4 protein-coding genes are annotated in these 3499 nt (G+C 60.6%); 3 read left to right on the forward strand and 1 reads right to left on the reverse strand.

Annotation, left to right across the window (positions count from 1 at the left end; all coding sequences use genetic code 11):
- The coding region (locus HX846_RS24240) for a hypothetical protein (RefSeq protein ID WP_178966236.1) at positions 1-108 on the forward strand (108 nt) is incomplete at its 5' end.
- Between the two features lie 31 nt (positions 109-139).
- On the forward strand, positions 140-1843 hold the full coding sequence (locus HX846_RS24245; protein WP_008437152.1) for an AMP-binding protein: 1704 nt from the start codon (positions 140-142) through the stop codon (positions 1841-1843).
- Between the two features lie 142 nt (positions 1844-1985).
- Here the strand turns inward: HX846_RS24245 and HX846_RS24250 are convergent, their stop codons facing one another.
- Positions 1986-2882, reverse strand: coding sequence for a MurR/RpiR family transcriptional regulator (locus HX846_RS24250; RefSeq protein ID WP_003214679.1), 897 nt, complete (start codon positions 2880-2882; stop codon positions 1986-1988).
- Between the two features lie 303 nt (positions 2883-3185).
- On the opposite strand from HX846_RS24250, the gene HX846_RS24255 reads away from it, so the two are divergent.
- The coding region (locus HX846_RS24255; RefSeq protein WP_256739872.1) for a PfkB family carbohydrate kinase at positions 3186-3499 on the forward strand (314 nt) is incomplete at its 3' end.

The raw sequence follows: 3499 nt of genomic DNA on the forward strand, positions 1-3499 counted from the left end.
CAACTCGCGGCACTGGCCAAGGCGATCCACCAGCGTGGCGGCGGCCGCGGCCTGATTTCGATCTGCGCGGCGGGTGGGTTGGGCATTACCGCTATCGTCGAAAAGTAGTTCCCACCATAAAAACAACAAGGAGACTGCCATGAACGCTGTAAGCCTGGAACAGACCGAACGCCTCTGGTTGAACGCTTACCTGCCCGGCGTACCGGCAGACATCGACGCCGGCATCGAGGATTACCCGTCGTTGCGCGAGGTGTTCCTGGAGCACCTGCACAAATTCCGCGACCGCGTGGCCTACGTCAGCATCGGCACCGAAATGACCTACGCCGACTGGGAGGTGCAGGGCATCGCCTTTGCTGCGTGGCTGCAAGCCCAGGGTGTGAAGAAGGGCGACCGGGTGGCGCTGATGATGCCCAACTGCTTGCAGTACCCGATCTGCCTGCTGGGCACGATTCTCGCGGGTGCGGTGGTGGTCAACGTCAACCCGCTGTACACCGCCCGGGAGCTGCAGCATTTGCTCAAGGACAGTGGCGCAGAGACCCTGGTGATCTTCGAAAACTTCGCCCACACCCTGGAGAAGGTGGTGGCCGCCAGTACCGTCAAACGTGTGGTGATCGCGGCCATCGGTGACCTGCTCGGCACCTTCAAGGGCGCGGCGATGAACTTCATCCTGCGCAGCGTGCAGAAGCAGGTGCCGCGTTTCAACCTGCCGGGGGCCGTGCGTTTCAACCAGGTGTTGAAACAGGGACGCGGGCAAACCCATCTCGCCGTGCCGATGAACCGCGAAGACCTGGCCTTCCTGCAATACACCGGCGGCACTACCGGCGATGCCAAGGGCGTCATGCTCAGCCACCGCAACATCATCGCCAACCTGTTGCAGGCCAAGGCGTGGGTCGGTGATCAGCTTGATCAGAACCAGCAGGAAACCAACGTCACCCTGCTGCCGCTGTACCACATCTTTTCCCTGACGGTGAACTGCCTGATGTTCATGTGCCTGGGCGGGCGCAACATCCTGATCGCCAACCCACGGGATGTGAAGCGGGTGCAGATGATCCTGCGCAAGGAGCGTTTCAACGGGATTGCCGGGGTGAATACGCTGTTCAACGGCCTGCTGGAAAACAAGGAATTCTGCGCCCGGGATTTTTCCGATTTGCGCATGGTGATCGCCGGCGGCATGGCCACCCATACCGCTGTGGCCAAGCGCTGGAAGGAAGTCACCGGCTTGCCGATCATCGAAGGCTACGGCCTCACTGAATGTTCGCCGGTGGTGAGCATCAGCCCCATCGACATCTCACGCATGCGCGAGATGGAATTCACTGGCAGCATCGGTGTGCCGTTGCCGTCGACCTGGGTGCGGTTCATTCGTGAGGACGGTGAGTTGGCGGAACTGGGCGAGCAGGGCGAACTGCAAGTACGCGGCCCGCAGGTGATGCAGGGTTACTGGAAACGCCCGGCGGAAACCGCCGAGGTGCTGGATGCCGAAGGGTGGCTGTCTACCGGGGACATCGGGGTGATGAATGAGCAGGGCTTCATCCGCCTGGTGGACCGCAAGAAAGACATGATCCTGGTGTCCGGGTTCAACGTGTACCCCAACGAGATCGAAGACGTGGTGGCGTTGCATCCGGGCGTGGCGGAAGTGGCGGCGATCGGGGTTGAGGATGGGGTGACCGGCGAGAGGGTCAAAATCATCGTGGTGCGCAAGGACCCAAGTTTGACCCAGGAGCAGATTCTGGCGCATTGCCGGGAATATTTGACGGGGTACAAGGTGCCGCGGTTTGTGGAGTTTCGTACGCAGGAGTTGCCCAAGACGACGGTGGGCAAGGTGCTGCGCCGGGCACTGCGCTAAGCCTGAGTGAACGCGGTCAAAAATGTGGGAGCGGGCTTGCTCGCGAATGCGGCGGAACAGTCGATTGAGATGTTGACTAACAGACCGCATTCGCGAGCAAGCCCGCTCCCACATTTGATCTTTGGTGGCTGAACGGTCGCAGTCAGTCGTCGAATCCCACCTGCTCATGAATCTCATCGACCTTCAATTCCAGCCGATACGCCACGGCAATGAACAACGCCTGGCACAGGCACAGCGTCGCACTCAGTGACCTGAACGCAAACGACGAGCCTTCATTCACCAGCAACACCGTGCTCGCCCGCTTGGCCAGGGGCGACAGGTTGCTGTCGGTAATGATCAGGGTCTTGGCCTGATGGTGCTGGGCAATCCGCAGGCAGTGCTGGGTTTCCTTGCCGTACGGCGTAAAGCTGATGGCAATCACCAGGTCGTTGGCCCGCACACTGCGCATCTGCTCACGATAGCTGCCGCCCAACCCCGAGACCAGATGGATGCGCTTGTTGGTGTGCTGCAGGTTGTACACCAGGTAGTCCGCCACGGCGAACGAGCGGCGCACGCCCACCACGTAGATATTGTCGGCATTCACCACCAGGTCCACGGCCTTGTCGAAGGCTGCGTCATCCAGTTCCAGCCCCAGGCGCTCGATCCCGGAGAGGGTGGCATTCACGCACTCACGCGCCAGGTCGCCGCCGCTGGCTTTCTGCGACTTGTTGGCGATCATGCTGCGGATGCGTTGCTGGTAGTTCTGCACCGGCGTGGTCTTGTGGGTGTAGGCCTCGCGGAACAGCGCCTGCATTTCACTGAAACCACTGAACCCGAAACGCTGGGAAAACCGCACGATGGCCGACGGGTGCACTTCGCATTCACGGGCGATGTCGCTGATGCGGTCGACCATGATCCGGTCGCTCTGCTGGCTCATGTAGCTGGCGATGCGCTTGAGCTGGCGCGGCAGGCTCTCGTATTCATCGGTGATCAGCTGCAACAACCGCTCGGCGTTCAGCGGCGGGCTGGCGAGTGCGTCTTCCGGGGCGCTCTGGGACATAGGGAATCCTTCTGGCTTGTTCTTATAGGGCGCGTCGAGGCGCCCCTGACAATAAGTCGATGTGCGCAAGTCTACAGCGTAGGCGCAAAAAAATACCTCGGCATCCCGCCCCACGGTGCAGCTGAAACGATGCACTGCGGCTGGAACATACCGATGATGGCGTATTGGAAAATATATTCCACAAAAAATATTTATAGAATAAATATTGATTGGCGTCACCAGACGTTCTAGTCTGCTTGCACCAAGAGCGTATGCCGCCACCGCGACGGCATACGCAGGCTGATAAAAATAACAGGAGCCAGCATGGGCCAGACTCGTTTTGCCAGTGGGCGTCAATTGGATCTGATTTGCCTGGGACGCCTGGGCGTCGACCTTTACGCACAACAAGTGGGTGCACGGCTGGAGGATGTCTCGAGCTTCGCCAAGTACCTCGGCGGTTCCTCCGCCAACATCGCGTTCGGCACTGCGCGGCTGGGGCTCAAGTCGGCGATGTTGAGCCGGGTAGGGGACGACCACATGGGGCGTTTCCTGCTGGAGTCCCTGGCCCGCGAAGGCTGTGACGTCAGCGGCATCAAGGTCGACCCGGAACGCCTCACCGCCCTGGTGCTGCTGGGCCT

This window comes from Pseudomonas sp. K5002, assembly GCF_013386655.1.
Lineage (GTDB): Bacteria > Pseudomonadota > Gammaproteobacteria > Pseudomonadales > Pseudomonadaceae > Aquipseudomonas.